Here is a 23,513-nt window from a genome sequence, read left to right as displayed (position 1 = left end):
TTCACCTGCCTGGCGCGAGCAGACGCGCGCTCAGCTCAGCCAAGAAACGGCCGCGTGGCCAACACGTAGACAGCCAGCACCGCCAGCGGAGCCACCAACGGCAACCATGGCAACTGCAGGGGGAACGACGTCGCCGCCCAGCCTGCGATGGTAAAGCCCAGGGCCGCAACGGCTGTCGGTCCACTGCCCAGGAGGGCGCCGACGGGCGCGCCGACGGCATACCGGCACAGCAGGTAAGCCGTGGCGCAAAGTCCGGACATTGCGGCAATGTGCGGCAACGGGTTGGACAGCACGATGGTGCACACAGTCAGGAGCACGGCAAGCGTTGCGGCCGGACGGAAAGCCAGTCCGACAACCGCCGCGATCAGCGCTGCCGCTCCCGCGGCGAACGCCAGTCCGTGGGATCCGAGCGCGGCCAAACTCACCATCAGGAGCCCGAATACCGCTGCGAGAGCACGGGCTCCAGGTTGCGCGATGGTTGTCACGTCAGCGCCTCCGGATCCGGCGACGACGGTCGGGCAACGCACCCATTGACTGCTCCAGCGTTTCGTCCCCATGCCACGCGACCACGTCGACTCCGACGGTGGCCATGTCGCGATACATCGAAGAGCGCTGCAACGCCCACATCCGGACCACCAGCGGGTCCTGCTCACCCTCGAAGGGCGAGCTGTCCAGAACGTCGACGGCCACCACGACATGGCCGCGCTTGCGCAGGTCGATCAAGCCCAGTGCGAATTCGGTGTCCAGCAGTGTGGAGAACGCGATGACGATCGCCCCGGCGGGAACGGCCGCGCGGGGCGCCAGTGTCCCCGTTGTGCTTTCGAACCGGTCTCCGGCGTCGAGCACGGTATCGAGGATCCGATAGAACTGACGCTGCCCGATGTCGGCCCCAAGCCATCTCGGGCGGTTGCCGCCCAGCGCGACGATGCCGGTGCGGTCGCCGTTTCGCAGCGCGGTTTGCACCACCTGAGCGGCGCCCCGCACGATACGTTCGGTTGCCTCGGTCGCCGGGCCCGGCGGCTGCTGATACGTGTCGATCAGCACCACCACGTCAGCCGCGCGGTCGGTCAATCGCTGCGTCACGTGTAACCGGCCACGCCGCGCGCTCACCGGCCAGTTCACCGCGCGCAGCTGGTCGCCGGGGACGTACAGGCGAATGTCGGCGTACTCGACACCCGGGCCGATGTAGCGGGTGAGATGGGCGCCCAAACGGTCCAACAGCTCGGTTCGCGGGATCGCCGTCGACTGTGGCGGCGTCAAGGGAAACACGATGATGTGGGCGGCGGCGACGGTCCCCGTCCCCGTCAATAACCCGCCGCGCGCGACGATGTCCACCCGCGCCGTGATGGGGTACCGGCCCCAGCGTTGCGCCACTGCCGTAACCGATTTCGAGGCTGAGCCGGGGAGACCGGCCTGCTGGGTCACCTCCAGCTGCATTCCCTCGACGGCCGAGACGGTAATGCCGACCCCCGAGGCCGCCGACGCCGCCGACGCTGAGCCGGCTTCGTCTTTTGCCAGGGTGGCCCACACTGTCAGGCGCGCCTGCTCGGTTTCGAAGAGTCGCTGTGAGTCAGGCTCCGCGGACACGCGGATCTTCGGCACCGGGCGCTGCCAGCTGATCGAGCACAACACACCCAGCAGCGGCGCCGCGAACGCGATCAACTGCCAGCGGGCGCCGACTACCGCTGCGGCCAAGGTGAATCCGGCGCAGGTGGCGATTGCCCCCGTCAGTTGTGATGCGCGCCAGCGTAACTCGACCTCTTGGCTTTCGCTCACACCGAACTCATCCGGTGTCTCACTTCGTACGCGGAACGGGAAGGCGCCGCAAGAGTTCCGCAACGACGTCGGCGCCCTGAATCTTTCGCACCCACATCTCGGGGCGCAAGGTGATCCGGTGTGCCACCGCCGCGGTGGCGAGCGCCTTCACGTCTTCGGGGATCACATAGTCGCGGCCCAGCAGCAGGGCGCGGGCACGGGCAAGTTGAACGAGGTCGAGTTCGGCTCGGGGGCTGGCTCCCACCGCCACCTGCGGATGATGACGGGTCGCGGCGGCCAGCGACACCACATAGTGCAAGACGTCCTCGTGCACGGTCACCTGCTCGACCGATTCACGCATCGCCAGCAGATCGTGGGCATCCACGACTTGATTCACCGTCGCCTCGGCCGAGCCGCGTTCGAGGCGACGGCGCAGCATCGCGGTTTCGTCGCTCTCCGAGAGGTATTGCAGTTCCAGCCGCATCGCGAACCGGTCCAGTTGTGCCTCCGGCAACGGGTAAGTCCCCTCGTACTCGATCGGGTTGTCGGTGGCCAGAACGATGAACGGCATTGGCAGCTTGTGGGTTTGGCCGTCAATGCTTACCTGGCCCTCGGCCATCGCCTCCAGCAACGCCGCCTGGGTCTTGGGCGGCGTGCGGTTGATCTCGTCGGCGAGCAGCAGGTTGGTGAAAATCGGCCCGGCGCGGAATTCGAAACGGCCCGACTGCATGTCGTAGATGGTTGAGCCGAGCAGGTCAGCGGGCAACAGATCGGGAGTGAACTGCACACGGGTGAATTGCAGCCCCAACGCGGAAGCGAAGGACCGCGCGATCAACGTCTTGCCGAGGCCGGGCAGATCTTCGATCAATACGTGACCGCGCGCGAGCACCGCGATGAGGATGAGTGTGAGGGCGGAGCGCTTACCCACTACGGCACGTTCGATTTCGTCGAGGACCGCCTCGCAGTGGGAAGTGGTCTTACTCGCCGCCCAGGCGGCCGGCATAGTCATATCCGGGTGGCGCCTCCCATCACACTTGCCCCAACTTTTGCAGGATTTCTTCGAGCGCAGCACGGCCGGGGCCCGGCGTGCGGTCCCCGGTACGCGTGACGTTGTTCGGATTGACCCATTCCCACAATTCCGCGCCGAACAGCATTCGGCCGGTGGCATGGAACGCCGTCGGGTCCTTGGCTTGCCCATGGCCGGTGGCGATCTCGAAGCGCCGGGCCAGCATCGGTCGCAGATGCCGGTCCCAGTCCGCCCTGGTCGACTCCGACCACCGGATCGTCGTCTCGGTGGTGGACAGCCAGCGGCGCAACCCATCCCCCAGATCGTCAGCGTCACCCTCGGCCTCGGCTCCGGCTTCGTGTCCCACCAGCCGGCGGACATTGAGCAGCACCAAGGCCACTGCGACGCCGGCCCCCGCCAGCACGAACCGACGGTCCTGCAATATCAGCGCCAGCAACTCGATCCCGACAATCAGGCAAACCCCCAGCGCGATAAGCCTATTCATATGTCGCTCCGGATACCGGTGCGCGGACCGAGCTCATCGAGGACCAGCCGAAGCACCCGCACCGCCACCTCGCGGTGGTCCTCGTTCATCACGTGCGGGCTGAACCGCGCCTCGGCGAACAGGTTCACCAGCTGCACGGCGTTATCGATATGCAGCGCATGGTGTTCGACAGCGCGGGCCAACACCTCGGTGGCGGTGTCGAACTCCTGCGGGACGGCATCGGGCACATTCGCGAGCTCACGTTCCATCGCCGCATAGCAGGCGATGATCGCCTCTCGTGGTTCGCGGCTGGGGTCGGCAATCTCGGCAAGCCCGACTTCGGCCGCCCGCACCAGCGATTGCGAATCCGGCGGCGGAGGCGGTGGTTTGACGTGGTCGTCGACGATGGTCACCGGTGTGACCGCACGCCAGCGTCGTCGCGACAGGACGACCGCTCCGGCGACGATGATCAGCATCGTCGGAATCGCGCCGGCGAGCAGGATTTTGAACATGTCGCCCGAGCCGTTGGCCGGGTTTTGCGGCGCCGGCGGCGGCGCTGTGCGGGTCGCCGGCGGCGACGCGGTCGGATCCGCCGTAGGGACCGAGGAACTGACGTCGTGCGGCGCGGACAGCTGGGCCAGCAGCATCGCGATCAACAGCCAGGCGGCGATCACAGCGAATCCGATCAGCAGCACGCGCCAATTCGTCCGTCCCCGGCCGCCGCCCAGCATTTCGGACAGATCGCGCGTGTGGGGCGCCACCGCCTGCGGGTCGCGCAACCGCGCAATGACCGCCATCGCCACCAACACCAGCGTCACGCTCAGTGCCGCAACGATGATCATCAGCGCCGCACGGTTGCCGATCAGGTCATGTGTCGAACGGCCACGGGCCGGAAGGTACCCCCGCAAGGCAGCAGCAACAAGCATCAACAGCACTATCAGGGCAATAACGCGCGCCGTCGGCTTCTCAATCACGGGGTTGCCAATATCGGCTCGCGCGCGAGGATGCTGCGCAGGGCCACTGTTGGCTTGCAGTCGCGCCGGCGCCGCACCGAGGCAGTCGTGCGCCCCATAGCCGAAGGCTAGCGGCGCTGGCCCACCCGGGTCTAGTGGGTACTAATGCGGCGTGAACGGCCGGAAGCTGCCGTCGAGGACCTGGTGATGGCCAATGGTGCGTCCGGTCACCTGGCCGGGATCGACCAGCACCAGTTCCACGGCTGCCTTTGCGAACTCCTCTGCCGTGGCGGTGTCGGCGAACTCGCGTGCGTAGTAGGACAGGCCCGGCGTCATGATCGGTTTTGACGGCGACAGCGCATTCACCGCGATGTTGTGGTCGGCGAGATCGAACGCCGCGCACTGGGTGAGATGCTCGAGCGCGGCCTTGGAGCCGCCATACCCCGGCAGCACACCGGCGCTGCGGTCGGGATAGGGCCCATCGCCGGGCATGCGCGATGCGACCGAGGTGATGTTGATGATCGACCCCCCACCCGCGGCGATCATGTCGGGGCAGACGAGTTGCATCAGTTCATAGGTCGCGAACACGCCGATGTCGAAATGGCGACGGTATGCGGCCAACGGCGTGCTGACGAACCCCGGCCAGCCGGGCTTGCCGCCAGCCGGCCCGGATGGCTTGGCCGGCTTGGCGCGCGGCTCCGTGCCGCGCGATGGACGACCGGGCGCGGTGAACGCAGCGTTGTTGACCAGAATCGTGATGGGACCCAAGGCATCTCGGGCCGCTGTGACCAAACCGGCGACGTCGTCGCGGTCGGTCAGATCGGCCCGCACCGCCACCGCGCGCCCGCCCGCCGCCTCGACGTCCGCGACAGTCTGCCCGATGGTGCCGGGCAACCGGTCGTCCCACACCTGTTCGGTGCGACCCACGACGGCCACCGCCGCGCCGTCGGCCGCCAGTGCCAGTGCGATCGCCCGGCCCAATCCACGGCTGCCACCGGTGACGATCGCGGTCCGGCCCGCCAGCCGAGGCGGCGCCGTCACCGGGTGACCCCGTGCACGAGGATGGCGCTGGCCTGCTCCACCCACGCGTCATCGAGTTTTTCGTCCGGGCGCAGCAGCATCCGCAGCATCGTGGCTCCCCCAATCAACTCGATCAACCGGTCCGGGTCCACATCGGGATGCGCCTCGCCGCGGTCGACGGCCTCGCGCAGCCGCACCCGCACCGCGGTGAACAGGCCGGCGAAGCGTGCCATTACCCGGGCGTTGAGCTCGGCATCGGCCGTCATGTCGGCCACCAGCCCCGGCAATGCGGCTCGCACCACCGGGGTGGTGAACACGTCGCGGGTGGCCTCGATCATCATCCGGATGTCCGCACCGATGTCGCCCGCCGGAGCCTCCAGCGCGGTGGGCGCTACCGGAAAAGCCGCCTCGTGCACCAACTCGGCCTTGCTCGACCATCGCCGGTACAGCGCCGATTTCGTGGTTCCGGCGCGTTCGGCGACGGCGGCGAGGCTCAGGTTCGAATAGCCGATTTGTACAAGCAGTTCCGCGGTCGCCGCCAATATGGCCGAATCGATGCGCGGATCACGCGGCCGCCCGGCGCCGGGGGCCTTGTCAAGGGAGGACGGGTCTGCTTTCATAACGCTACCTACCGTATCGTAATTACCTCGCGAAGGAAGCACCTGTGGCCAACGAACCGGCGGTCGAAGATGTCGGCCGCATGCAACGCTCGAGCCGGGACACCACCACCGTCCCGCGCCTGATGTCGCGATGGCTGTCGACGGTGCTTCCCGGTGGCGTGACACCCGACGTCACGGTGGAGAGCGGGGTGGACTCGACAGGAATGTCGTCGGAGACCATCATTCTGACCGCCCGCTGGGAACAGGACGGCCAGCCGGTAGAGCAAAAACTGGTGGCCCGGGTGGCGCCCACGACCGAAGACGTGCCGGTCTTCCCCACCTATCGCCTCGACCACCAATTCGAAGTCATCCGACAGGTCGGCGAGCTGACCGACGTCCCGGTCCCCCGGGTGCGCTGGATGGAGCCGACCGGGGAAGTGCTGGGAGCACCGTTCTTCCTGATGGACTACGTCGACGGCGTGGTGCCGCCCGACGTCATGCCATACACGTTCGGTGGCAACTGGTTCGCCGACGCGCCCGTCGAGCAACAGCGCAAGCTGCAGGACGCCTCCGTCGGAATCCTGGCCACGTTGCATTCAATCGCGGGTGCGGAGAAGACATTTGGCTTCCTCACCGAGGGCCTGCCCGGCGACACCGCGCTGCGCCGTCACTTCGGCTGGGTGCGGTCCTGGTATGACTTCGCGGTGCCCGACATCGGCCGGTCACCATTGGTGGAGCGGAGTTTGCAATGGCTGCAAGACAATTGGCCGAACGAAGCCGCCACTCGAGAGCCGGTGCTGCTGTGGGGTGACGCGCGGGTGGGCAACGTCTTGTACCGCGACTTCGCGCCGGTCGCGGTGCTGGACTGGGAAATGGTGACACTGGGTCCGCGCGAGCTCGATGTTGCCTGGATGATCTATGCGCACAAGGTCTTTGAGGAACTTGCCGGCCTGGCCACACTGCCGGGCCTGCCGGGCGTGATGCGCGAAGAAGATGTCCGCGCCACCTATCAGCGACTCACCGGTGTGGAACTCGATGACCTGAACTGGTTTTACGTGTATTCGGGCGTCATGTGGGCGTGTGTTTTCATGCGAACCAGCGCCCGACGAGTGCACTTCGGTGAACTCGAAAAACCGGATGATGTCGAGTCGCTGTTCTATCACGCGTCTTTGATGAAACGCCTTATCGGAGAGGATCAGTAATGTTAGGCCCACTTGACGAGTACCCGGTACATCAGGTTCCCCAGCCGATCGCCTGGCCCGGTTCGTCGGACCGCAACTTCTACGACCGCTCCTACTTCAACGCCCACGACCGCACCGGGGACATCTTCGTGATCAGCGGCATCGGGTACTACCCCAACCTCGGCGTGAAGGACGCGTTCTTTCTGGTCCGCCGGGGAGACACCCAGACCGCGGTGCATCTTTCCGACGCCATCGACCAGGACCGGCTGAACCAGAACGTCAACGGCTACCGCGTCGAGGTCATCGAGCCATTGCACAAGGTGCGGATCGTTCTCGACGAAACCGAGGGCATCGCGGCCGATCTCACCTGGACAGGCCTGTTCGACGTGGTCCAGGAACAGCCGCACCTGATGCGGTCGGGCAACCGGGTGACGCTCGACGCGCAGCGGTTCGCCCAGCTCGGCAGCTGGAGCGGCCGGATCGTCGTCGACGGCGAGGAGATCGCCGTCGACCCCGCGACCTGGATCGGCAGCCGCGACCGGTCCTGGGGCATCCGGCCGATCGGCGAGCCCGAACCGGCGGGCCGGCCCGCGGACCCGCCGTTCGAGGGCATGTGGTGGCTGTACGTGCCGATCGCGTTCGACGACTTCGCCATTGTGCTGATCATCCAGGAGGAGCCCAACGGGTTCCGCTCACTCAACGACTGCACCCGCGTCTGGCGCGACGGGCGCGTCGAGCAGCTGGGCTGGCCGCGGGTCAAGATCCACTACCGCTCGGGCACCCGTATCCCGACCGGCGCGAGCATCGACGCAACCACCCCCGACGGCACACCGGTCCACTTCGACGTGGAGTCCAAGCTATCCGTGCCGATCCACGTCGGCGGCGGCTACGGCGGCGACTCGGACTGGCTGCACGGGATGTGGAAGGGCGAAAAGTTCGTCGAGCGGCTGACCTACGACATGACCGACCCGGCGATCATCGCCCGGTCCGGCTTCGGCGTCATCGACCACGTCGGCCGGGCGGTATGCCGTGACGGCGACGGAGATGCGGTGGAGGGCTGGGGCCTTTACGAGCACGGCGCGCTGGGCCGCCACGACCCGTCCGGCTTCGCCGACTGGTTGACGGTCGCACCCTGACAAGGGCACGAAAAGGCTTGGCATAACCGCACATTCGACGCGGTCACCGGAGCTCGCCGATAATCGCGGCGAGCGTGGACAACCCGATAGGCGCGGCCTGGTATAGGCACACCGTGTCGGAGACACCGTCGACGCGGTCGCGGATGTACGCCGCGATTTCTGCGGGCGTGCCGCAGGCCGCGAGGGTGTGCATGATCTCGTCGGAGATCAGAGCGCCCATCTCCTGCCAGCGGCCCTGCTTGGACATCGCGTTGAGCTCGGGCTGCAAATCCTCCCAGCCGTGTGCCGCCAGCACCGGCCGGTACGCCGGGGTGGACCCGTAAAACGCCAGCAATCGCCGGGTGCCGGCGGCGGCTCGTTCCTGTTCCTCGCTGGTGTCGCCGGCCGACACGATGATCTCGGGAATGACGGCGAAGTCCTCCGGCCGACGGCCGCCGGCCTGCAACCCCGCGCGCACCGCGGGCATCGTGGAATCCCGCAGGAACCGCTTGGACCCGAACGGCATCACGAGCAGACCATCGGCATGCTCGGCGGTCGCCCGGGTCAGCTTCGGCCCGAGGGCACCGACATAGATCGGCGGCGGACCGTAGGGGTTGGGGCCGGGGTTGAACGTCGGTGTCATCAGCGTGTGCCGGTAGTAGTCGCCGCGAAAGCGCAAGGGGCCACCGATGTTCCAGGCCTCGAAAATCGCGCGCAACGCCGCGATCAGTTCGGTCATGCGAGCGACCGGGTTGTCGAACTGAGCTCCGAACCGCTTCTCAATCTGCGGGCGGATCTGGGTACCGAGGCCCAGAAAGAACCGCCCACCGCTCAGCAGCTGGTGGTCGTTGGCCTGATGGGCCAGATGTATCGGGTTACGCGGAAACGCGATCGCCACATTCGTCATCAGGTCCAGACCGCCCACGGTGGCCGCCAGCGTCAGCGGCGCGAACACGTCGTGCGGCCCTTCGAAGGTGGCAACACCGCTGGCACCGGCGTCGCGCAGTTCCCGCGCGCGCTCGGCCGCATCGGTGAGCCCGTATAAAGCGGTGAAGACTTTAACGCGCCCAAGGCTACGCGATGCCCCGGCACCGCCAGTCAATCGCCGCCCCAACCTGATTAATGGCCACACCAACCGGCGAAATGCGGTTCACTATAGGGCGTGACAAACCCGCCGTGGATTGTCGATGTTGTCGTAGTGGGCGCCGGCTTCGCCGGACTAGCCGCGGCCCGCGACCTGAAACAGCAAGGCTACGACGTACTGGTCTTGGAGGGTCGCGACCGCGTCGGCGGACGCTCGTTCACCGGCAGCGTCGCTGGCTTACCCGTCGATATGGGCGCCTCGTTCGTTGGACCGACCCAAGACGCCGTCCTGGCGCTGGCGGCCGATCTGCAGGTCATGACCACCCCGACCTACCACCACGGCAAGAACCTGATCCATTGGCAGGGCTGGGCGCGCCCGTACCACGGCAGCATCCCCAATCTTTCGCTGGCCGGGTTGCTCGACATCGGCCGATTGCGTTGGCAATTCGAACGAATCTCCCGAGCCGTTCCCAGTGCCGCTCCCTGGGATGCGCGACGTGCCCGCGAGCTGGACGAGCTCTCGCTCGCGGGGTGGTTGCGTTCGGTACGCGCCACCGCGTCGTCGCGCTCCCTGATGGCCATCATGGCTCGGGTGACCTGGGGGTGTGAACTCGACGAAGTGTCGATGCTGCACGCCGCCCGCTACGCGCATGCGGCCGGCGGCCTGGATCGGCTACTCGACGTCGAAAACGGTGCCCAGCAGGACCGTTTCCCGGGCGGCACGCAGCAGATCGCCGAGGCGGCGGCGGCCGAACTCGGGACAGCCGTGGTGCTCAACGCCCCGGTCCGACGCATCGACCGGCACGGTGCGGGCGTGACGATCACCTCCGAACGGGGCCAGGCCGAAGCCGGATTTGTCATTGTCGCGATCCCGCCGGCGCACCGCATGTCCATCGAGTTCACTCCCCCGCTGCCCGCGGAGTACGAGCAGCTCGCCACGCACTGGCCGCAGGGCCGGCTCAGCAAGGTCTACGCCGCCTATCCGACACCGTTCTGGCGGGCCGACGGCTTCTCCGGCATGGCGCTGTCCGACGAAGGCCCAGTGTTCATCACCTTCGACGTCAGTCCGCATGCCGACGGGCCGGGCATCCTGATGGGGTTCGCCGATGCCCGCGCCTTCGACTCGCTTCCCGGCGAGCAGCGCCGCCGCGACTCGCTGCGCTGCTTCGCGACGCTGTTCGGCGACGACGCGCTCAAACCTCTGGACTACGTGGATCACCGTTGGGGCGCTGAGGAATTCGCGCCAGGCGGCCCGACTGCCGCGGTCCCTCCGGGATCTTGGACACGATATGGGCAGTGGTTACGCGCGCCGGTCGGGCCGATTCATTGGGCCGGCACCGAGACCGCAGAGGAATGGACCGGCTACCTCGACGGCGCCGTCAGGTCCGGCCAACGGGCGGCCGCTGAGGTCTCTGAACTCTTGTGAGGGCTGCTAGGAGCTGATCCGCCGGACGTGCGGGTGGCCGGTCACCGATTCGGCCAGTCCCCTCAGTTGTCGATTCACCTCGTGGTGCTGTTCCAGCATCGAGCAGTGGCCACCGGGCAGTTCGACCAGGCCGACGACGTTGGGTGCGGTGCGCGCGATCCTGCGGGACTGGCTGATCGGGGTCAGCCGGTCGCGTTCGCTGCCGATGACCAGGGTCGGCACCGTCAGTCCGTCCAGGCTGAGGTACCGCTGACCCAGCGACTCGACGAGCATCCTGGCGCAGCCGCCACGGCCCGCCGGCGGCGTCTGTGCGAAGAGCTCGTAGATCAGCCTCGCGGCGCTCGGCTCCGCGTCGGCCGCGACCGCCAGCATGGCCACCAGATAGCGGCTGGGGAACTGGGCCAGACCCGGGATCGGGAACCCGCCGAATACACTCACCAAGCCCCGTCCGGCCAGGATCCTGGCCGGCGATAACTCCCGCGGAACCGACAAGAAGCGCACGTTGCGCAACAGATCGCCGGTGGTGGTGTTGATCAGCGCGACGGCGTCCGCGCGCCTGCGGACCTTGTCGCGGTAGCGCTCGGACCAGGCGGCGATGGTGATACCGCCCATCGAGTGCCCGGCCAGCACCGCCCGCTCGCCCGGGGCCAACGTCGTCTCAAGCACCGAATCCAGATCGGACGCAAGAAGATCGAGGCTGTAGCCGCCACGCTTCGGGATGCCACTTCGTCCGTGGCCGCGATGGTCGAACGCGATCACCCGGTAGTCGGCGGAAAGATCGGCGATCTGGTAGGCCCAGGCCCGGATCGCGCAGGTGATGCCGTGGGTCAGCACAATCGGGTAGCCGTCGGGTGGGCCGAACACCTCGGTGTGCAGCGAGGTGCCGTCGGTTGCGCGGACGGTCAACATGTGACTGGGGGTTAGCGCGTCGGGCAACCGGACTTTGGTGCGGAGTTGCCTGCCGCCCTGAACTGATCGTCGAGCATCCATCGTCGCCCCCCTTGAACACGGCCCCGTTGCCCGTTCTTCGGATGTTCGCGAGTTTAACCCCAAATCAACGAGGAACTCTGAGAATCGCCAAAGACGGCGGTGAGGATTCCGGCACGGCCGTGCAACATGCCAACGTTGGTCGGGGAGGGTCCGCCGGTACCCCTTATAGCCGAATCGGTCGCTAGTGCTCCAGCGCCTTTGCGCAGGCGTTGAGGAGGGCCAGGAAGTTCGAGCGGAGCACTGGGCGGGTGAGCGCCTCCAGCAGCTTGCCTCCGGCCCATACCGGATGGGTGTAGTTGGTCAGCCAGTCGACGTGCGTGCCGTCGCCGGAGGCGGTGAACGTCAGGGTGCCGCCGTCGTGATTGAAGGGTGGAAACGAGCGCACGATGAGGTATGTGTAGCTGCGTGGCCGATCGTAGGCCGTGATGTCTTCCCGGAACCAGGTGCCGACCGCGGTGACTTCGCGGACTGCGCCGGCCCCGAGCGGCGGCGAGTCCTTGGCGAAGCCGGCCTTGAGCACCAGCGGAGCGGCAGTCAGATTGGCCGGGTCGGCCAGCCAGTCGAAGACCTGTTCCACAGGTGCTGCGATGTTGCGCTCCACGTGAATCTCGACCATGACTCTCCTGCCCGGAAGTGACGACCTTCGTCACGCACATGCTATGCGCTGTCGCCTTTTTGCGCCTCTTGCGCTACTTGGGTTTTCGGCGCGGCTTGGACCGGTCCGGCTTTGCCGTGTCGCGCAAGATGCGGTTGGTGGATCGCAAGTCGGCGTTGTCATCTTCCAGGTCGAGGATGCGGGCAATGCCGGCCAGGTTGATTCCCGCATCGACCAGGGCGCTGATCCGTTGCAGCCGGGCCAAGTCGTCGGCGCTGTATCGGCGGGTTCCCCCATCGCTTCGAGAGGGTGCGAGCAGTCCATAACGTTCGTACAGGCGCAGCGACTGCACCGGGACCCCGGAAAGCTCGGCGGCCACCGAGATGCCGTACACCCCGCGGTCGGGTGCCGGACCACCGCTGGCGTCAAGACGGTCGGTCATCGGTTGTCCCCTTGGTCGCTTACAAAAAACCTATGTACCACACTTGCGCTGAAGTGTCGACAGTGGTATATGAAATCTATGTCAGTAGACATAGGTAATAGCTGGCCCGAGACAGCAGATTGGAGTGAGAGGTGACCGCAATGCTGATGCGTACCGACCCGTTCCGTGAGCTGGACCGCTTCGCCCAACACGTGCTGGGCACGGCCGCGCGTCCGGCAGTGATGCCGATGGACGCCTGGCGCCAAGGCGAAGAGTTCGTCGTCGAATTCGACCTGCCCGGAATCGATGCCGACACGCTGGACATCGATATCGAGCGCAACGTGGTGACCGTGCGCGCCGAACGCCCCGGTGTCGATCCCAACCGGGAAATGCTGGCAACCGAACGACCGCGCGGGGTGTTCAGCCGCCAGCTGGTGCTCGGTGAAAACCTCGACACCGACAGGATCGATGCCTCCTATAACGAAGGCGTCCTGAGATTGACGATTCCGGTGGCCGAAAAGGCGAAGCCGCGCAAGATCTCCGTCGGCCGCGGCAATGGGCACAAGGCGATCGACGACAGCGCCCCGCAGCGCGAGGTCATAGACGCCTGATCACTCGGATGGGCAACGCGGCGACCGCAATTGGCGTGACACCCGCGGTCGCCGCTGCCCACCGGTATCGCGCTGCAGAAGCCCATCGGTAAGCAAACATCCGCCATATCGACCATCCAGCGTCATGCGTTCCTGACGGTCCAATCAACCGAACCCGAGGAGGCAAGGTCCGCAATGAGCTGGGATCTCGACGGCCAGGCGGCCGATGTCGAACAAGCGCTGGCCGGCGGCGCGCCGCAGCGAGTCGGCTGGTTCCGGTTCCACTTCGCCGATCAGCGGTGGGAATGGTCCGAGCAGGTGCAGCGGATGCATGGTTACGAGCCCGGCCGCGTCACCCCGACCACCGAGCTGGTACTCGCCCACAAGCATCCGGACGACCGCGGTCAGATCGCGGCCACTATCGACGAAATCCTGCACACGCAACACGCTTTCAGCACGCGGCACCGCATCATCGACACCAGCGGAAAAGTGCACCATGTGGTGGTGGTCGGTGACCGGCTCTACGACGACACCGGTGAGGTGACCGGGACACACGGTTTCTACATCGATCTCTCTCCGCTGCCCACACAGGCGCAGGAGGATCTCGTCACGGCGAAACTGACCGAGATCGCCGAGCGCCGAGCCAGTATCGAGCAGGCCAAGGGCATGTTGATGCTGATCTACGGCATCGACGACGACGCCGCGTTCAACCTGCTCAAATGGTTGTCCCAGGAAGGCAACGTGAAGCTGCGGCCGCTGGCCGAGCAGATCGCCCAAGACTGGCGCGCGGTCGGCGCCGACGTCATCCCGCGACCCAAGTTCGACAAGCTATTGCTGGCCGCCCATCAGCGCGTCCAGCACGCTGACAGCCGTGCGCTCCAAAGTCCGTGACAGTTGTTGCAGACCAGTAGATTAGGCGTACGGCCGGGGTCAGGGTTTGCTCAGCGGTTCTCGTTGCCGGGCGGGGCGGGCGGCGACCCCATGGCATGTCCTGACGGCCTCGTCGAAACGTTGCAGGGCTTCGGAAACCGACTCGGCGACCGGTAAGCCGGGGTCTCGGAAGATGCGCATCAGCCGGCGCAGCGCAGCGCCGGTGACCACGCAGAAGTTCAGATGAGCTTGCCGCTGCTCGTGGTCCAGCGACAGCAGCGTTCGGAAGCCTGCGATGCCGAGGAAATCGACGTGACTGAGATCGACGATTAACGGCGCCTTCAGTTGCGCGAAGCGGCGGATCGCTTGACCGACAAGAGTGGCGTTCGCCGCGTCGATTTCACCGTCAACGCATAGCACGATGCCCGAACCGTGCTCACCGGCGAACAGTTGCGCTCCGGCGCAGTCGACCACGTAGCGGCTGCCCGAATGGTCGCAGCGCCGCGGCGGGTCTGGTTCGGGAAGAGCAGTCATGGCTTTGTCCTGGGAAAAGCGTAGCGCCAAGCGTGCCGGCGAGCTCGCTGGAAAACAGCGCGTCATGGCCTACGAAATGGCGGAAAATACTTGGCAGGAGGCTACTTTCGTTCGCAATGATGCGGAAAAGATAGCCACCAGGTCTTCGTTTCCTGGCTCGGCGGCGGGTGCTCGTTTCGCTTATCGGCCTGCGCAAAGACTAGACGCGGCCGTCACGGCCCGATCCGGACCCACTAGGTCATTGTTTGAGCGTGGTGTGCGGGCTCTGACCGTAGGTCTGGCGGTAAAGCACCGCGAACCTGCCGGTGTGGGAAAAGCCCCAGCGCTGTGCGATCTCGGTGACGGTGATCGCATAACGGTTCCCGGCAACCAGATCCTGGTGCGCGCGGTGTAACCGGACGCGACGCAGGTACTCCGTCGGGGTGGTGTCGAGTTGCTGCCGAAAGAGGTACTGCACCGCTCTCGGCGTGAGATGCACCGCAGCCGCAATGTCGGTGACGCCGACGTCACCGGCGGCATGGCCGTGGATGAACGCCACGGCGTCTTTCAAGGTTTCCGGCACAGCCGGGTCGCCGAGCAGATCCTGCTCCGCCGTCACATTCGACGGGTAGCACTCCAGCAAGGCGGTGGCCAGCAACGGGGCCGCTGCGGCCGCCAGCAGCGGTTGCTGGACCGCGTCCGGTGACGCGAAAGTGGCCGTCACGTAATCCAGCGTCCGATGCCACGCGCCCATCGCGGCCGGCGAGCGGGGATGCGCGTCGCCGAACCGGATCTGCTGCGGAAACGGCGTCCGGCTGTCCACCGCAACCTTATGCAGGACATCGGCCGCGATGCTGACGACGTCGAAGCGCGCGCTGTTGACGTGCAGCACGCAGGGCACGCCGGGTGCGATGAGCACCGGAGAGTCCGGTGTCGCCGATCGTTGCGCGCCGAAGGTCAACGATCCCGCACGAGGCTGGATCACGACAACCGACTCACCGGCTGAAATTTCGCAGCTCATCCGTGCCTGCACCAGCACTTCGTCGAGGATCATCGATGCCGTTTCACAGCGCTGGTGCGTGAGGGCCAAGCCTTTGGCAGGTCCCTCGATCCGCCAGCCAGGGGTGTAGGCGCCGGCGAAGAAGCGCCGCACGGCGCCCGGGTCGTTGGTCCGGAATTGCGCGTACTGAACCGCGGCCTCGATGTGCCCATCATCCGGATACCGAGCATCCGCGTACCGAGTAGAAGGACGGTGGGCGGAGCTGATCTCAGCGTCCACCGTGTCGGGCAGTCGGCCGACTGCGCCGACAAGCACGTCGGATGCTGCATTCACGGTTGTGGCCGCCAGGGTTGGTTACAGTCGCATTGCATGACCTACCAAAAGACTACACAGCAGTCAGCGCACTCCGATTGTTGCCGGATCGCACATATGGCGACGTGAGCTGGCGATATATGGTCAGCGATTCCAGCGCCATCCGGTCCCAGGTAAACCGTGACGAGACCCGACAGCGGCCCGCCGCGCCCATGCTACGGCGCTGAAACCCTTGTGCCGAAATGCTTCTCAGCGCTGCCACCAATTCGGCCGGCCGATGCGGCGACAGCACCAGTCCCGTTACGCCGTGTACGACGATGTCGCTGAGCACACCAACGGGCAGCGTGACCACGGCGACTCCACTCGCCATGGCCTGCAATACCGTCGTCGCACGAGGCGGCCGGCGCGGTGTGCACGCAAACACATCGGCGGAGCGCAGCAGCTTCGGTAGCTGGTCCGCGGTGACCGTACCCATGAAGCGGACCCGGTCGGCCACACCCAGATTTGCGGCGAGCTGTTGCAGCTCGGTTCGCGCCTCGTCGTGAATGTGATCGATAGCAGCGGTCTCCGCGACAACGAGCTCAGTGCCCGCCACTCGGGACAAGGCCCGGATCGCGATATCGAAACCATTGCCCGACAGCGGGTTTGGCGCCACACAAACAACTCGATGCAAGTCGCTACGGGCAAGCGCCGGGCCGACCGGGGTGTAGCGGTCGACGTCGACACCACCCGCCAGCACGGACATGCCTGCCCGACTGTGGCGTAATTTGGCCAGCGCGGCGACGTCCGCGTTGCTCTCAGCGGTCACCCATGCTGCGTTACGCGCCAATAGCGGCTCGATGCGCTCGCGTTCGGTGTCGTTGTCCGGGCACTCGTCGGAGTGTGCACCCGACGTCGCGGCCAGACCCCGGAAAGTCTGGACGACTGGAAGCCGTCGCCGCCGTGCGGCCAGTTGAGCGGCCAGTCCGCCCAGCCAACCGTAGGCATGCACGACATCGGGCTGATCTGCCGACCACAGCCGATCGAGGGCGGCCGCCCAGTCGCCGACGAAAGGTAACAGGTCGCGGCCTGGCCGCGCCCCGTCGGGCCCGATGGACAATGGGATGATTCGATATTCGTGGTTGGCACTTCTTCGGGTACGACGCCGGCCTGGCTGCGGGATGTAGGCGGTAACGTCCTGCGCTTGCGCCGCGAGCGCGGCGACGAGTTGCCCGACGCCGTCCTCGCCGACGAGGTCGTCGGCGCTGACGATCGCAATTTTCATCACAAACTCCCTTCGCGCGCTGCTGCAACTTCTCCAGCGCGCGCAACGACGCGAGGGTGCCCGGCCATCGCCTACCCGAACTGGATTTTGGCGAAACCTGGGGTCACCGCGTATTCGTCTGGCGTCCTCGGCGCTTCGTATGGCGGATAGCACCGAGCAGTGACCTGAGGCCCTCAGGCCGGCCCCACAACCTCCATCAGCAGCAGCGCTCCACTGACCGTCCCATCGTTGCCGCGAAACGATGTGCACGTCACCCGTACCCGGGCCGGACGGCCTCGTCGGTTGATCGCGTCCACGACGGTTTCACCGAAGCTCTCCGGATCCACGAAGGCGTTACCGATCAATGGACGCACGCTCTCCAATGGCAATCCGATGTCGAGCGAGGCAAAACTCGCTCCCGCGGTTTCGTCGGCCCGCAGACCCCAGAGTTCTTCGCTGCCCCGGTTCCACAGCGCCACCGTCATCTCCCGATCCACCACCACCATTCCCAGTTGGACCGAGTTGACCAGCGAGTCCAGGAAGGTCCTGGCGTGGTCCAATTCCAGGCTGCGCTCGCGCAATGTCTCGTTGATGGTGTGCAATTCGTCGTTGGTGGACTGCAGCTCCTCGTTCATCGTCTCGAGTTCTTCGTTGGTCGACTGCAGCTCCTCGTTGGTGGTCTCGAGCTCTTCGACCGTGGACTGCAACTCCTCGTTGGTGGTCTCGAGTTCCTCATTGGTGGACTGCAGCTCTTCGTACGCCGCTTCGAGTTGGCGGTTCGTCTGGACGACCTTGTCGAGCAGGGCGCGTGTCGCGGTGACGTCGAAGAACACGATCGAAACCCCAAGCAGACCGTTCTCGGCGTCGGTGATGGGGTTGATGTGGATTTCGAACCAGACCGTCTCAGCGCTTGGCCGCTGCCATTTCACGTCCGGGATCCGCGCCGATCGCCGCTCCGCTTTGGCCTGGGCCAGGTAGCCGCGCAGCTCGATCGGACGGTAGGAAACCTCGAGATCACGCAGCAGCCGGCCGATATCGCGGGCCGACAGACCGAATGTGATCTCTGCTTGCTGGTTGATCATCGCGACAGTGTCTTCGCCGGTGATGACGATCTGGGCCACGGGTCCTGCGGCAAAGGCCAAATCACGCAATGTGGTCGCGCCGGGCAACTCGACATGGCGATCGTAGAATGCGGTGGCCGGGTAATAGCGCTCGACGCCGACGCGGGATCCGACGGCCTTGCGAAATATTCGATTATTCAGGTTGAGCGGAGTGAACCGGTCACTATGGCTCAACAGCATCTCGGCGTGCCCGAGAAACAGCGTGCCCTGCGGTCCGAGCGCAAAATGTAAGCGGCCCAGCACGTTTCGCTGTGTTTCGGCGTTGAGGTACATCAAGGTGTTACGACACACCAGTAGGTCGACGCGGGAGATCGGTGCGTCCTTGACCAAGTCGTTGCGGCCGAAAATAACCCCGCGACGCAAATCCTTATTGAATACGTAGCGGCCGTTGACGTGCTCGAAATAACGCGCCAACAAGTCCGGCGGTACCGACTCGACCGCCCGGGCGTCGTAGGAAGCCATGCGCGCGTCGTTCAGGGCATCCTGGTCGATATCGGTGGCATAGATCTTGATCCGTTGCCGAAACGCGTCAGGCCCCAGCGCCTCGGCCAACAGCATGGCCAGGGTGTAGGCCTCCTGCCCAGCGGCGCAACCCGCGCTCCACACCCGGATCGGATCGCCGGGAGCCCGCTCGGCCAGCAGTCGTGGAATGACCTCGTCCCTGATGAACTCCCAGGCCTCGGGATCCCGAAAAAACGCGGTGACGTTGATGAGAATGGTGTTGAACAGCGACGCGAACTCGTCCGAGCTGGCCTGCAGAACGTCGAGATACCCCTCGAACGATGTGTAGCCGGCCTGCTCCATCCGGTGACGGACACGGCGCATCAGCGACGTGCGCTTATAGCCAGTGAAGTCGAACCCGCGGGAATCCCGCATATAGCGAAGTAAAGCCTCGAAGGACTCGTCGGTAGTGCCGTCCATTGGAGGTCCTCGTCCTCGTCGAATAGCGTTTGCCGAAGGAGTTGAACACTACTCGTGACCCTAGAACCTGTTCTCGCGGCCGACCAGCCCCCACACCGTCTTGCCCGACGGCGTCGGGCTGCTACCCCACGAACGACAAAGTGCCGCAACGATGGCCAGACCGGATACCGTTGTGCTGCCGTAATCGGCATCTTCGTGCAGGCTCGCCGGCAGTGGGCTGCAATCCTCCACCGCGACCGTGACGGTGTCGCGATAGCTCTCGACTATCAATACCGGTGCGCTCTGCGTATGAGCAAGCACATTTTCGACGAAGACCGTCGCACCGTGGCCGCGGCCGGAATCAGCTCGTTCTGCGCCCATGCGGAGAGCCAGTCGCTGACCGACGTGCGAGCCAGGCCGACGCTGACGGGGCTGGCCGGAAGCTGGGTTCGTGCCCGCCGCCGGACGTGCATCGACCGGTCGGCGATGGCGCCGGCCGCGGAATTGTGGGTCGCATGCACCGGCACGTACCGGGCCACCCCACACCGGGAGATCGCCCGGCGACGCGCGGCATCCTCGCACACCAGCAGGATCTGCACGTCCGGCCAGGTGCTGACGTGCCAGCGCGCGCTGGTGAACACCGACCACGCCGATACGGCCGGCACTGACAAGTCGTTGACGTCGACGAGCACCGCGCGCGGTTCGTCCAGCGCGGCCTTGATGATCGCGTCGCGGAGCAGACGATAGGTGGTGCTGTCCAACACCCCGGTGGCCCGCAGGAAGGACACCCCATGTTGGCACTGCGCGTCGACCCAGAGCCTCGGGACGAGGTCAGCCACCGTCATCCCCCGGTCGGACACCGCTGGGCGACAGCCGTTCGCTGAGCACGGCAAGCGCTCGCTCGGCTTCCTCCGCCAACGAGATGTAGCGACGAAACAGCATGCCGTAGCCGACATTTTCGGCCAGTTGCCTGGCCAATTTCGCCTTCTCCTGCAGGCTGCGCAGTGCGATCCACAGCGCGTTTTCGACTTCACCATCCCGGGCGGCCAACAGCGCGTCGCGAGACCAGGCGTGCCCGACGTGGCAGCGAAAACTACCGGCGTCGAGCGAAATCAATGAGCCGTTGCAGTCAGGACAGGTGTATCCCGACGGCGGACCCAATTCCCTGGTGTCGAAGTCTGTGGCGAAACGGGACGTCATGGCGATGCGATTCTCCATCGCCATCGCAGCATCCGGTTCGATGTGCGTCTCCTCAATTTCATTGCGAGACAGCTTCTCGAGCACTCCGCCGATGTCGGCTGCCGCGGCCTGGATGTCGAGCAGGCCCGCGTCCTGCGCGTTGGTCGGCATTGCGGGGAACAACGCGTCATCGGGTAGCTGACCGATTGTGGTACCGCCGCGCGAACGGATCGCGGCCAGCCCCAAGATGCCGTCGTCGAGCACTCCAGACAGCAGCACCCCAACCGCCCGGCAACCGAAAGACACTGCCACCGAACGGAATAAGGCGTTGATTGCGGGCCGATGACCGTTCTCGGTCGGACCCTGTGACAGCACGATGCGATGATCCTCAACCAACAGGTGGCGGTCCGGGGTCGCGACGTAGATGTGTGCCGGTTCCAGACTCGCACCGCTTTCGGCAGTGACGGCCGGCAGCGGCCCACTACGGTTGACGATGCGCGCCAAGATGCTCGGTGCACCGGGCGGCATATGCAGCGCCATCAAGTAGGCGTAGGGAAGGCCGGGTTTGAGCCCCGAAGCAAGACTCGTCAGTGCTTCGACGCCGCCGGCCGAGGCGCCGACCGCTACCACGCCGCGCAGTTCGCTGGATCCGTTGCTCGCGGGAATCACCACACCTTCGGCTACCCCCTAAAAGCCTAGGTAACCGGCGCCGCCATGGATAGGTGCGCAACCGTTGCAGTTGGGTGCCGTTTTGGGCTGGAAGAACGGTGGTACTCCAAGTGACCGGACCGCCGTCACCGTAATCCAGGAGGAGAAGCATGGCCGCCGACCGCACGTCCGATCCGAAGCAACGGGACTTAGACCCCTCCCGGTTTCGCCGCGACACCGGATACCTCACCACCCAGCAGGGGGTGCGGGTCGATCACACCGATGATTCGCTGACGGTGGGCGAACGGGGGCCCACGCTCCTGGAGGACTTTCATGCCCGCGAAAAGATCACCCACTTCGACCACGAGCGCATCCCGGAGCGCGTCGTGCACGCGCGTGGGGCCGGCGCCTACGGCTTCTTCGAACCGTACGACGATTGGCTGGCCGAATACACGGCGGCGAAATTCTTGACCACACCGGGCACGCAAACTCCGGTGTTCGTGCGGTTCTCCACCGTCGCCGGTTCACGCGGTTCGGCCGACACGGTTCGTGACGTCCGCGGCTTCGCCACCAAGTTCTACACCGAGCAAGGCAATTACGACCTGGTGGGCAACAACTTTCCGGTCTTCTTCATCCAGGACGGCATCAAGTTCCCCGACTTCGTGCACGCGGTCAAACCCGAGCCGCACAACGAGATTCCACAGGCGCAATCGGCACACGACACCCTGTGGGACTTCGTCTCGCTGCAGCCCGAGACGTTGCACACCATCATGTGGCTGATGTCGGACCGGGCGTTGCCGCGCAGCTACCGGATGATGCAGGGCTTCGGCGTGCACACGTTCCGGTTGGTCAACGACAGTGGTGAAGGCACCTTCGTGAAGTTCCACTGGAAGCCCCGCCTCGGTGTGCATTCGCTCATCTGGGACGAATGCCAGAAAATTGCCGGCAAGGACCCCGACTACAACCGGCGCGACCTGTGGGAGGCCATCGAGGCGGGCCAGTACCCGGAATGGGAGCTCGGAGTGCAGCTGGTAGCCGAAGCCGACGAGTTCAAGTTTGATTTCGATCTGCTGGACGCGACGAAAATCATTCCCGAAGAACAGGTTCCGGTGCGGCCCGTAGGCAAAATGGTGTTGAACCGCAACCCGGACAACTTCTTCGCCGAGACCGAGCAGGTGGCCTTCCACACGGCCAACGTGGTACCGGGGATCGACTTCACCAATGACCCGCTGCTGCAGTTCCGCAACTTCTCCTACCTCGATACCCAGCTGATCCGACTGGGTGGGCCCAACTTTGCGCAACTGCCGGTCAACCGGCCGCTGGCCGAGGTCCGCCACAACCAGCAGGACGGCTACGGGCAGCACAGAATCCCGCAGGGCCGCTCCAGCTATTTCAAGAACACCCTCGGTAGTGGATGTCCGGCGTTGGCCGACGAGGGCGTGTTCCGCCACTACACGCAGCAGATCGACGGTGCCGCCATGCGAAAGCGCGCCAAATCCTTCGAGAATCACTACAGCCAGGCCCGCATGTTCTGGAAGAGCATGACCGCTGTCGAGGCCGAGCATATCGTCGCCGCCTTCGCTTTCGAACTCGGCAAGGTCGAGGTGCCCGACATCCGTTCGGCGGTGGTGGCACAGCTCGTTCGCGTCGACCATGACCTGGCGAGCCAGGTGGCCGCAAAGCTCGGGCTACCCGAGCCGCCCGAGGAGACGGTCGATGACACGATGGCCGCGTCTCCGGCGTTGTCGCAAATCAGTGTCAGCGACACCATCGAGTCGCGCAAGATCGCCGTGCTGGCTGCCGATGGCGTGGATGTCGTTGGGGTGCAGCGATTTACCGAGCTGATGGAGCAGCGGGGCGCGCTGGTCGAGGTGCTGGCTCCGGTCGCCGGCGGCAACTTGAGCGGTGGTTCGGGCGGTGAGCTGCCGGTGGACCGGGCTTTTACGACGATGGCCTCGGTACTGTACGACGCTGTTGTGGTGGCATGCGGGCCGCAGTCGGTGTCCACCCTGACCGGCGACGGCTATGCAATGCATTTCGTGGTCGAGGCGTACAAGCACTTGAAGCCGATCGGCGCCTTCGGTGTGGGGATCGACCTGCTGCGCGAGGCACACATCGACGCCGAACTCGCCGACGGTTCCGATGTTGTCAGCGACAAGTCCGTCGTCACCACCACCGCGGCGGCCGACACCCTGCCAGACGGGTTCGTCGACGAATTCGCTGCCGCTTTGGCCCAACACCGATGCTGGGAGCGACGCACGGACCCGGTTCCGGCGTAGCGGTGATCGCAAGCGCGGCGGAGCCGGGCGCAGCGGGTCGCCGCCATCCGGCGTAGCGGTGATCGCAAGCGCGGCGGAGCCGGGCGCAGCGGGTCGCCGCCATCCGGCGTAGCGGTGATCGCAAGCGCGGCGGAGCCGGGCGCAGCGGGTCGCCGCCATCCGGCGTAGCGAATCGACGCCCCGCGCGTTTGACCGCACTCGACGGTGGGCACCCTCGCAGCGGTGTCCAT

22 protein-coding genes and 1 pseudogene are annotated in these 23,513 nt (G+C 65.7%); 6 read left to right on the top strand and 17 right to left on the bottom strand.

Annotated elements, in window-relative coordinates:
- Positions 1-35 precede the first annotated feature (35 nt).
- From AC5Y21_RS03350 to AC5Y21_RS03320, 7 genes are all read right to left on the bottom strand, one after another.
- Positions 36-485, bottom strand: coding sequence for a hypothetical protein (locus AC5Y21_RS03350; RefSeq protein WP_499909390.1), 450 nt, complete (start codon positions 483-485; stop codon positions 36-38).
- Position 486: 1 nt separating this feature from the next.
- Positions 487-1,776, bottom strand: a complete 1,290-nt coding sequence (locus tag AC5Y21_RS03345) for a DUF58 domain-containing protein (RefSeq protein WP_499909388.1) — start codon at positions 1,774-1,776, stop codon at positions 487-489.
- Between the two features lie 19 nt (positions 1,777-1,795).
- Complete coding sequence (locus tag AC5Y21_RS03340) at positions 1,796-2,764, bottom strand: AAA family ATPase (RefSeq protein WP_499909386.1); 969 nt, start codon at positions 2,762-2,764, stop codon at positions 1,796-1,798.
- Positions 2,765-2,783: 19 nt separating this feature from the next.
- Positions 2,784-3,266, bottom strand: a complete 483-nt coding sequence (locus AC5Y21_RS03335) for a hypothetical protein (protein ID WP_499909384.1) — start codon at positions 3,264-3,266, stop codon at positions 2,784-2,786.
- Positions 3,263-4,171: a DUF4129 domain-containing protein gene (locus tag AC5Y21_RS03330; protein ID WP_499909577.1), complete on the bottom strand. Its 909-nt coding sequence runs from the start codon at positions 4,169-4,171 to the stop codon at positions 3,263-3,265. The genes AC5Y21_RS03335 and AC5Y21_RS03330 overlap by 4 nt, the downstream gene beginning before the upstream one ends.
- Positions 4,172-4,360: 189 nt before the next feature.
- The gene (locus AC5Y21_RS03325; protein WP_499909382.1) at positions 4,361-5,239 is read right to left on the bottom strand and encodes an SDR family NAD(P)-dependent oxidoreductase; all 879 of its coding nucleotides are present in this window, start codon (positions 5,237-5,239) and stop codon (positions 4,361-4,363) included.
- A complete protein-coding gene (locus tag AC5Y21_RS03320) occupies positions 5,236-5,838 on the bottom strand; it encodes a TetR/AcrR family transcriptional regulator (RefSeq protein ID WP_499909380.1) in 603 nt (200 codons plus the stop codon). Before AC5Y21_RS03320 ends, AC5Y21_RS03325 begins: the two co-directional genes overlap by 4 nt.
- A 44-nt stretch (positions 5,839-5,882) precedes the next feature.
- On the opposite strand from AC5Y21_RS03320, the gene AC5Y21_RS03315 reads away from it, so the two are divergent.
- Positions 5,883-7,019 (top strand): phosphotransferase family protein, encoded by a 1,137-nt coding sequence (locus AC5Y21_RS03315; protein ID WP_499909378.1) that lies wholly within the window; start codon positions 5,883-5,885, stop codon positions 7,017-7,019.
- Entirely contained in the window at positions 7,019-8,134 is a 1,116-nt protein-coding gene (locus AC5Y21_RS03310; protein ID WP_499909376.1) for an Rv3169 family protein, read from the top strand. The genes AC5Y21_RS03315 and AC5Y21_RS03310 overlap by 1 nt, the downstream gene beginning before the upstream one ends.
- A gap of 43 nt (positions 8,135-8,177) precedes the next feature.
- Here the strand turns inward: AC5Y21_RS03310 and AC5Y21_RS03305 are convergent, their stop codons facing one another.
- The gene (locus AC5Y21_RS03305) at positions 8,178-9,215 is read right to left on the bottom strand and encodes a TIGR03617 family F420-dependent LLM class oxidoreductase (protein ID WP_499909374.1); all 1,038 of its coding nucleotides are present in this window, start codon (positions 9,213-9,215) and stop codon (positions 8,178-8,180) included.
- Between the two features lie 60 nt (positions 9,216-9,275).
- Between AC5Y21_RS03305 and AC5Y21_RS03300 the strand changes: the two genes are divergently transcribed.
- The gene (locus tag AC5Y21_RS03300) at positions 9,276-10,622 is read left to right on the top strand and encodes a flavin monoamine oxidase family protein (RefSeq protein ID WP_499909372.1); all 1,347 of its coding nucleotides are present in this window, start codon (positions 9,276-9,278) and stop codon (positions 10,620-10,622) included.
- A gap of 6 nt (positions 10,623-10,628) precedes the next feature.
- Here the strand turns inward: AC5Y21_RS03300 and AC5Y21_RS03295 are convergent, their stop codons facing one another.
- From AC5Y21_RS03295 to AC5Y21_RS03285, 3 genes are all read right to left on the bottom strand, one after another.
- Positions 10,629-11,612, bottom strand: a complete 984-nt coding sequence (locus AC5Y21_RS03295) for an alpha/beta fold hydrolase (RefSeq protein WP_499909370.1) — start codon at positions 11,610-11,612, stop codon at positions 10,629-10,631.
- A gap of 181 nt (positions 11,613-11,793) precedes the next feature.
- Positions 11,794-12,228: an SRPBCC family protein gene (locus tag AC5Y21_RS03290; protein ID WP_499909368.1), complete on the bottom strand. Its 435-nt coding sequence runs from the start codon at positions 12,226-12,228 to the stop codon at positions 11,794-11,796.
- Between the two features lie 73 nt (positions 12,229-12,301).
- Complete coding sequence (locus tag AC5Y21_RS03285; RefSeq protein WP_499909366.1) at positions 12,302-12,649, bottom strand: MerR family transcriptional regulator; 348 nt, start codon at positions 12,647-12,649, stop codon at positions 12,302-12,304.
- A gap of 140 nt (positions 12,650-12,789) precedes the next feature.
- Here AC5Y21_RS03285 and AC5Y21_RS03280 point away from each other — a divergent pair, with 140 nt between their 5' ends.
- Both AC5Y21_RS03280 and AC5Y21_RS03275 read left to right on the top strand, forming a co-directional pair.
- Positions 12,790-13,239 carry an Hsp20/alpha crystallin family protein gene (locus AC5Y21_RS03280; RefSeq protein WP_499909364.1) on the top strand — a complete coding sequence of 150 codons (450 nt, stop codon included), beginning with the start codon at positions 12,790-12,792 and terminating at the stop codon, positions 13,237-13,239.
- 174 nt (positions 13,240-13,413) lie between these two features.
- Entirely contained in the window at positions 13,414-14,109 is a 696-nt protein-coding gene (locus tag AC5Y21_RS03275; protein WP_499909362.1) for a PAS and ANTAR domain-containing protein, read from the top strand.
- Between the two features lie 39 nt (positions 14,110-14,148).
- Here AC5Y21_RS03275 and AC5Y21_RS03270 read toward each other — a convergent pair whose 3' ends face one another.
- From AC5Y21_RS03270 to AC5Y21_RS03245, 6 genes and pseudogenes are all read right to left on the bottom strand, one after another.
- Entirely contained in the window at positions 14,149-14,622 is a 474-nt protein-coding gene (locus AC5Y21_RS03270; protein ID WP_499909360.1) for an STAS domain-containing protein, read from the bottom strand.
- Positions 14,623-14,860: 238 nt separating this feature from the next.
- Positions 14,861-15,934: a helix-turn-helix transcriptional regulator gene (locus AC5Y21_RS03265; RefSeq protein ID WP_499909358.1), complete on the bottom strand. Its 1,074-nt coding sequence runs from the start codon at positions 15,932-15,934 to the stop codon at positions 14,861-14,863.
- A 52-nt stretch (positions 15,935-15,986) separates the two neighbouring features.
- Positions 15,987-17,177, bottom strand: a complete 1,191-nt coding sequence (locus AC5Y21_RS03260; RefSeq protein WP_499909356.1) for a glycosyltransferase — start codon at positions 17,175-17,177, stop codon at positions 15,987-15,989.
- Between the two features lie 173 nt (positions 17,178-17,350).
- The gene (locus AC5Y21_RS03255) at positions 17,351-19,198 is read right to left on the bottom strand and encodes a CheR family methyltransferase (RefSeq protein WP_499909355.1); all 1,848 of its coding nucleotides are present in this window, start codon (positions 19,196-19,198) and stop codon (positions 17,351-17,353) included.
- 60 nt (positions 19,199-19,258) lie between these two features.
- Positions 19,259-20,022: pseudogene (locus AC5Y21_RS03250) on the bottom strand (STAS domain-containing protein).
- On the bottom strand, positions 20,009-21,028 hold the full coding sequence (locus AC5Y21_RS03245) for a chemotaxis protein CheB (RefSeq protein WP_499909353.1): 1,020 nt from the start codon (positions 21,026-21,028) through the stop codon (positions 20,009-20,011). Before AC5Y21_RS03245 ends, AC5Y21_RS03250 begins: the two are co-directional and overlap by 14 nt.
- A gap of 146 nt (positions 21,029-21,174) precedes the next feature.
- Here AC5Y21_RS03245 and AC5Y21_RS03240 point away from each other — a divergent pair, with 146 nt between their 5' ends.
- Positions 21,175-23,283: a catalase gene (locus AC5Y21_RS03240; protein WP_499909351.1), complete on the top strand. Its 2,109-nt coding sequence runs from the start codon at positions 21,175-21,177 to the stop codon at positions 23,281-23,283.
- Positions 23,284-23,513: the final 230 nt, after the last annotated feature.

Source organism: Mycobacterium sp. NGS41 (genome assembly GCF_059812725.1).
Note: the sequence above shows the minus strand (reverse complement) of the source record. Positions and strands in the feature narration are given on the sequence as shown.

Coding starts and splice junctions, on each gene's coding strand:
- AC5Y21_RS03340 (WP_499909386.1), bottom strand. CDS start 2,764: ATGACTATGCCGGCCGCCTGGGCGGCGAGTAAGACCACTTCCCACTGC.
- AC5Y21_RS03335 (WP_499909384.1), bottom strand. CDS start 3,266: ATGAATAGGCTTATCGCGCTGGGGGTTTGCCTGATTGTCGGGATCGAG.
- AC5Y21_RS03330 (WP_499909577.1), bottom strand. CDS start 4,171: ATGCTTGTTGCTGCTGCCTTGCGGGGGTACCTTCCGGCCCGTGGCCGT.
- AC5Y21_RS03320 (WP_499909380.1), bottom strand. CDS start 5,838: ATGAAAGCAGACCCGTCCTCCCTTGACAAGGCCCCCGGCGCCGGGCGG.
- AC5Y21_RS03310 (WP_499909376.1), top strand. CDS start 7,019: ATGTTAGGCCCACTTGACGAGTACCCGGTACATCAGGTTCCCCAGCCG.
- AC5Y21_RS03295 (WP_499909370.1), bottom strand. CDS start 11,612: ATGGATGCTCGACGATCAGTTCAGGGCGGCAGGCAACTCCGCACCAAA.
- AC5Y21_RS03290 (WP_499909368.1), bottom strand. CDS start 12,228: ATGGTCGAGATTCACGTGGAGCGCAACATCGCAGCACCTGTGGAACAG.
- AC5Y21_RS03285 (WP_499909366.1), bottom strand. CDS start 12,649: ATGACCGACCGTCTTGACGCCAGCGGTGGTCCGGCACCCGACCGCGGG.
- AC5Y21_RS03280 (WP_499909364.1), top strand. CDS start 12,790: ATGCTGATGCGTACCGACCCGTTCCGTGAGCTGGACCGCTTCGCCCAA.
- AC5Y21_RS03275 (WP_499909362.1), top strand. CDS start 13,414: ATGAGCTGGGATCTCGACGGCCAGGCGGCCGATGTCGAACAAGCGCTG.
- AC5Y21_RS03270 (WP_499909360.1), bottom strand. CDS start 14,622: ATGACTGCTCTTCCCGAACCAGACCCGCCGCGGCGCTGCGACCATTCG.
- AC5Y21_RS03260 (WP_499909356.1), bottom strand. CDS start 17,177: ATGAAAATTGCGATCGTCAGCGCCGACGACCTCGTCGGCGAGGACGGC.
- AC5Y21_RS03255 (WP_499909355.1), bottom strand. CDS start 19,198: ATGGACGGCACTACCGACGAGTCCTTCGAGGCTTTACTTCGCTATATG.
- AC5Y21_RS03240 (WP_499909351.1), top strand. CDS start 21,175: ATGGCCGCCGACCGCACGTCCGATCCGAAGCAACGGGACTTAGACCCC.